This is a genomic window from Brevundimonas sp. CURTG3B2_SDJG, assembly GCF_057364705.1.
Map to the genome: position 1 here is coordinate 1 of NZ_JBNFOJ010000233.1, position 4,339 is coordinate 4,339.

Consider the following 4,339-nt stretch of genomic DNA (forward strand, 5'->3'; position numbering starts at 1 on the left):
CGTGAGCCCTGTCGGCCTCGCTTCCGGCCCGTTCGCCCTCGACCAGGGCCCAGTTCGAGCCGCCGGCCCCGGCCACGTCGATGGCGGCAACGCCCATTTCGGCCAGCCGCTTCGCCGTCGCCGCCGACAGGCCCGCCCCCGTCTCCTTGACCACCACCGGAGCGTCGAGGGCCTTCACCAGGGCCTCCAGGGCGGCGCCCACGCCCCACCAGTCGCGGTCGCCCTCGGGCTGACAGGCCTCCTGCAGCGGATTCAGGTGCACCACCAGGGCGTCGGCCGCGACCATGTCCATGACCTGACGCGCCTGGTCCACGCCGAACCCGCGTGTCAGCTGGGCCGCGCCGATATTGGCCAGGATAGGGGTGTCGGGCGCCTTCAGCCGCAGCGCCATGTCCAGCCCCGGCGCGCCGCCGCTCTCCAGCGCGCCGCGCTGCGACCCCACCGCCAGGGCGATGCCCAGATGCTGCGCCGCCTCGGCCAGCCGGGCATTGATCGCCTCGGCCCGCTCCGGCCCGCCGGTCATGGCGCTGATCAGCAGCGGGGCCTTCAGCCGTCGGCCCAGGAAGTCGGCGCCCAGGTCGATCTTGCCGTGGTCCAGGTCCGGCAAGGCCTCATGCACGAAGCGCACGTCGTCGAAGCCCCCCTCCCGCGCGTGCCGGCCCCGACCGGACAGGATGACGTCCAGGTGCTGGTCCTTGCGGGCGGCGGTGTCGTCCATGGGTCCCTCCGGTTCGCGAACGTCCGGACGCGCCCTTGCGATCCGCCCCGGCCTTAAGGTTGCTTCTCGACGATCAGGGCGTAGGCCCCGGTCTGGCCCTGCTGGTAGGTGCCGGCGCGGATCTCGTATTCCCCGTCCGCGGGCGCGGTCCATTCCAGCCGGGCGTGGGTGTCGGACAGTCCGTCGTCGTCCCGGCCCAGCGCCTCGATCTCGCCCGCCTCCTTGGCCCGGCCCACGATCAGGAAGCTGTCCACCTCGTTGGACACCATCACGATCAGCAGTTTCTCGTCCTTCTTCAGCGTCACTCGGTAGGCGTCGTAGAAGCTGTTGTCCTCGGCGGTGGCGTCGTTCTCGGTCAGGACGCCCCGGGCGGTCGATCCCACCAGCAGCGTCCCGGGTTGCGGCCGCTGGCCCCGGTCGATCAGCTCCAGCGAATACAGGCCCTTGCCGTCCGACCCCAGCGGCGAGGCCCGGACCACATAGTCCCCGTCCTCGGGCAGGACGAAGTTCAGGCGCGAGTCGGTGCCCTCGCCCAGGCCGTCGTCGTCCGAGGCCAGAGCCGTGAAATCTCCGCCCGCCTTGCCGATTTGAAGATAGGTGTCGAAATCACCCGACCGCATGATCGCCTGGATCCGCTGGCCCTCGCGGCCCGAGAACACATAGCCGTCGAAACCCCGGTCGTCGTTGTCGCGGCTGTCGTTCTCGCCGATCTCTCCCTCAAGGGTCCGCCCGAACGCGATCGGATCCGGCGCCCGCTCCGGCGGGATCTCCGTGATCGTGAAGGCGTAGTCCCCGGTCGCCGACGAGAAGGCCCGCGCCTCCACCACGTACTCGCCGTCGCGCGGCAGGGTGAAGATCAGGCGCGAGTTCGTGCCCTCCGCCGCCCCGTCGTCGTCGGTCGCCAGGCTGACCCGGGCGTCGTCGAACAGCTCGACATAGGTGTCGAAGTCGCTCGAGCTCATGTCGATGCGGACGCGCTGCCCTTCCCGGCCCTGGAAGCTGTAGGCGTCCACGGGCGCGCCCGCGTCGGTCTTGGCGTCCTGATCGGTCAGCTCGCCCTCGACCGTCTCGTCCAGGGCGATCCGGCGCGCCGCGGGGGGCTGCGGGCCCTGGGCCAGGGTCAGGGTGTAGGTCCCGCCGCCGGCCCCGTTCAGCGACTGCGCCCGGATGACGTAGCGGCCGTCCTCGGGCGGCGAGAACATCAGCCGTGCGTTCAGGCCCGCGTCCGGCCCGTCGTCGTTCATGGCCAGCTCGGTGAAGTCGGTCCCCTGCATCCGCCCGACCCGGACCACCGGATCGAAGGCCTCGCTGTCCAAGGCGATGGAAATCCGCTCGCCCCGACGGGCCGTGAAGGCCCAGGCGTCATAGACCGCGCCGTCCTCGCTCTCCGGATCGCCGGTCCCTAGCTCGCCCGTCTTGGCGTCGCCGATCTTGATGGCTTCCGGCTCCGGCGCCGGCGGCGCGGGCGGACGCTCGGTCAGGCTCAGGGTGTAGGCGCCGCCTTCGATCCCCGACAGGGTCCGCGCGCGCAGCACATAGGTCCCGTCCTGCTCGGCGGTGAACCGCAGCCGGGAGTCGGTGCCCTCTCCCAGGCCGTCGTCGTCGGTCGCCAGCGCATCGCCGGCGTCCCCGCCCGCCCGGACCTCCAGGAAGGCGTCGAAGGCCTCGGACCGCATCACGGCCTCCAGCCTCTGTCCGGCGCGGGCCTGGATGGTCCACACGTCGTAGCGATAGGCGTCGTCCGGGGCGGTGTGATCGCCTTGGGCGATCTCGCCCTCAACGCTGGCGCCGACCTCCAGCGGCTGGGCCTCCTGGGCGGCGGCGGCCCCGGCCAGGGCGGAGGCGATCGCCAGACTGCTGACGGCGGCGAGAACGGAGTGACGGCGCATGCATATCCCCTGGGAGTCGGACGCGATCATAGACGCCGAACCCCTCCCTCTGTAAATCGCGCGGACCGCACGATCCTGACGACCGGAGCCGAACCCCATGACGGCCGACCCCGCCCGCGCGACCCTCATCGACGGCAAGGCCTTCGCCGCCGGCCTGGTGGAGCGCGTCGCCGCCGCCGCCGCCCGGCTGGAGCAGGCGCGGGGCGTGAAGCCTGGCCTGGCGGTGGTCATCGTCGGCGAGGACCCGGCCAGCCAGATTTACGTCCGCAACAAGGGCGAGACGACCCAGCGCGCCGGCATGCGGTCCGACACCCACCGCCTGCCCGCCGAAACGACCCAGGCGGACCTGCTGGCCCTGATCGCCGACTTGAACGCTGACGCCGGCATCCACGGGATCCTGGTCCAGCTGCCCCTGCCGGCTCACATCGACAGCGCTGCGGTCCTGGACGCCATCGACCCGGACAAGGACGTCGACGGCTTCCACGTCGTCAACGCCGGCCGCCTGGCCGTCGGCCTGCCCGGCCTGGTGCCCTGCACGCCCCTGGGTTGCCTGATGCTGCTGAAGGCCGAGCTGGGCGATCTCTCCGGCCTGAACGCCGTCATCGTCGGCCGCTCCAACATCGTCGGCAAGCCGATGGCCCAGTTGCTGCTGGGCGAGAGCTGCACCGTCACCGTCGCCCACTCGCGCACCCGGGACCTGCCGGCCCTGTGCCGCACCGCCGACATCCTGGTCGCCGCCGTCGGCCGGCCCGAGATGATCCGCGGCGACTGGATCAAGCCCGGCGCGACCGTCGTCGACGTCGGCATCAACCGGGTCCCGTCCCGCGATCCCGCCAAGGCCGCCGAGGGCAGGACCCGCGTGGTCGGAGACGTCGCCTTCGAAGAGGCCGCGGGCGTGGCGGGCCGCGTGACCCCCGTCCCGGGCGGCGTCGGCCCCATGACCATCGCCTGCCTGCTGGCCAACACCTACATCGCCGCCTGCCGCGCCGCGGGCGTGGAGCCGGAGTCGCTTCAGGCGTGAATCTACGCGCTTGAACCGGCCGCGGTCCGGGCCAATAGTCGAGGCCCCGCCGTCAGGAGATCTTCATGATCCGGTTCTCGCCTCGCACCGCGGCCCTCGCCGCCGTCGTCGTCATGACGCCCGCCGTCGCCGGTTGCGGGATCAACAGCATCCCGACCAAGGAAGAGGCCGCCAAGGCCCGCTGGGCCGACGTCCAGTCGCAGTACCAGCGCCGCGCCGACCTGGTGCCCAACCTGGTCGCCACCGTCCAGGGCGCCGCCATCCAGGAGCGCACCACCCTGACCCAGGTGATCGAGGCCCGCGCCCGGGCCACCGGCGTGACGGTGACTCCCGAGACCCTGAACGATCCCGCCGCCTTCCAGCGCTACCAGGCGGCCCAGGGCGAGCTGTCCCAGGCGCTCTCGCGGCTGCTGCTGGTGGTCGAGAACTATCCGCAGTTGCAGTCCAACCAGAACTTCCTGGCCCTGCAGTCCCAGCTCGAGGGCACCGAGAACCGCATCTCGGTGGCGCGGCGCGACTACAACGAGGCCGTCCGCGACTACAACACCTCGCTGCGCACCTTCCCGACCGTGATCTGGGCCAAGACCCTCCACGGCGGCTCCCCAGCCGATGCAGCTGTTTAGCGCCACCGAGGCCGCCCAGAGCGCGCCGAATGTCAAACTTTCGACGGCCTGAAGCCCGGCCCGCCCGGGCGGCGCGCGCCCTCCGCCG

4 protein-coding genes are annotated in these 4,339 nt (G+C 71.8%); 2 read left to right on the top strand and 2 right to left on the bottom strand.

The window, feature by feature from the left end; all coding sequences use genetic code 11:
• The coding region (locus AC2W7C_RS13915) for a beta/alpha barrel domain-containing protein (protein ID WP_486001971.1) at positions 1 to 718 on the bottom strand (718 nt) is incomplete at its 3' end.
• Between the two features lie 53 nt (positions 719 to 771).
• Positions 772 to 2,607, bottom strand: coding sequence for a PPC domain-containing protein (locus AC2W7C_RS13920; RefSeq protein WP_486001972.1), 1,836 nt, complete (start codon positions 2,605 to 2,607; stop codon positions 772 to 774).
• A 97-nt stretch (positions 2,608 to 2,704) separates the two neighbouring features.
• Between AC2W7C_RS13920 and folD the strand changes: the two genes are divergently transcribed.
• Both folD and AC2W7C_RS13930 read left to right on the top strand, forming a co-directional pair.
• Entirely contained in the window at positions 2,705 to 3,628 is a 924-nt protein-coding gene (folD, locus tag AC2W7C_RS13925) for a bifunctional methylenetetrahydrofolate dehydrogenase/methenyltetrahydrofolate cyclohydrolase FolD (protein WP_486001973.1), read from the top strand.
• A 65-nt stretch (positions 3,629 to 3,693) separates the two neighbouring features.
• Positions 3,694 to 4,251 carry a LemA family protein gene (locus AC2W7C_RS13930; RefSeq protein WP_486001974.1) on the top strand — a complete coding sequence of 186 codons (558 nt, stop codon included), beginning with the start codon at positions 3,694 to 3,696 and terminating at the stop codon, positions 4,249 to 4,251.
• The last annotated feature ends 88 nt before the right edge of the window (positions 4,252 to 4,339 follow it).

What these genes read in the sequence shown, in the direction of transcription:
- AC2W7C_RS13930 (WP_486001974.1), top strand. Translation starts at nt 3,694, where the DNA reads ATGATCCGGTTCTCGCCTCGCACCGCGGCCCTCGCCGCCGTCGTCGTC.
- folD (WP_486001973.1), top strand. Translation starts at nt 2,705, where the DNA reads ATGACGGCCGACCCCGCCCGCGCGACCCTCATCGACGGCAAGGCCTTC.
- AC2W7C_RS13920 (WP_486001972.1), bottom strand. Translation starts at nt 2,607, where the DNA reads ATGCGCCGTCACTCCGTTCTCGCCGCCGTCAGCAGTCTGGCGATCGCC.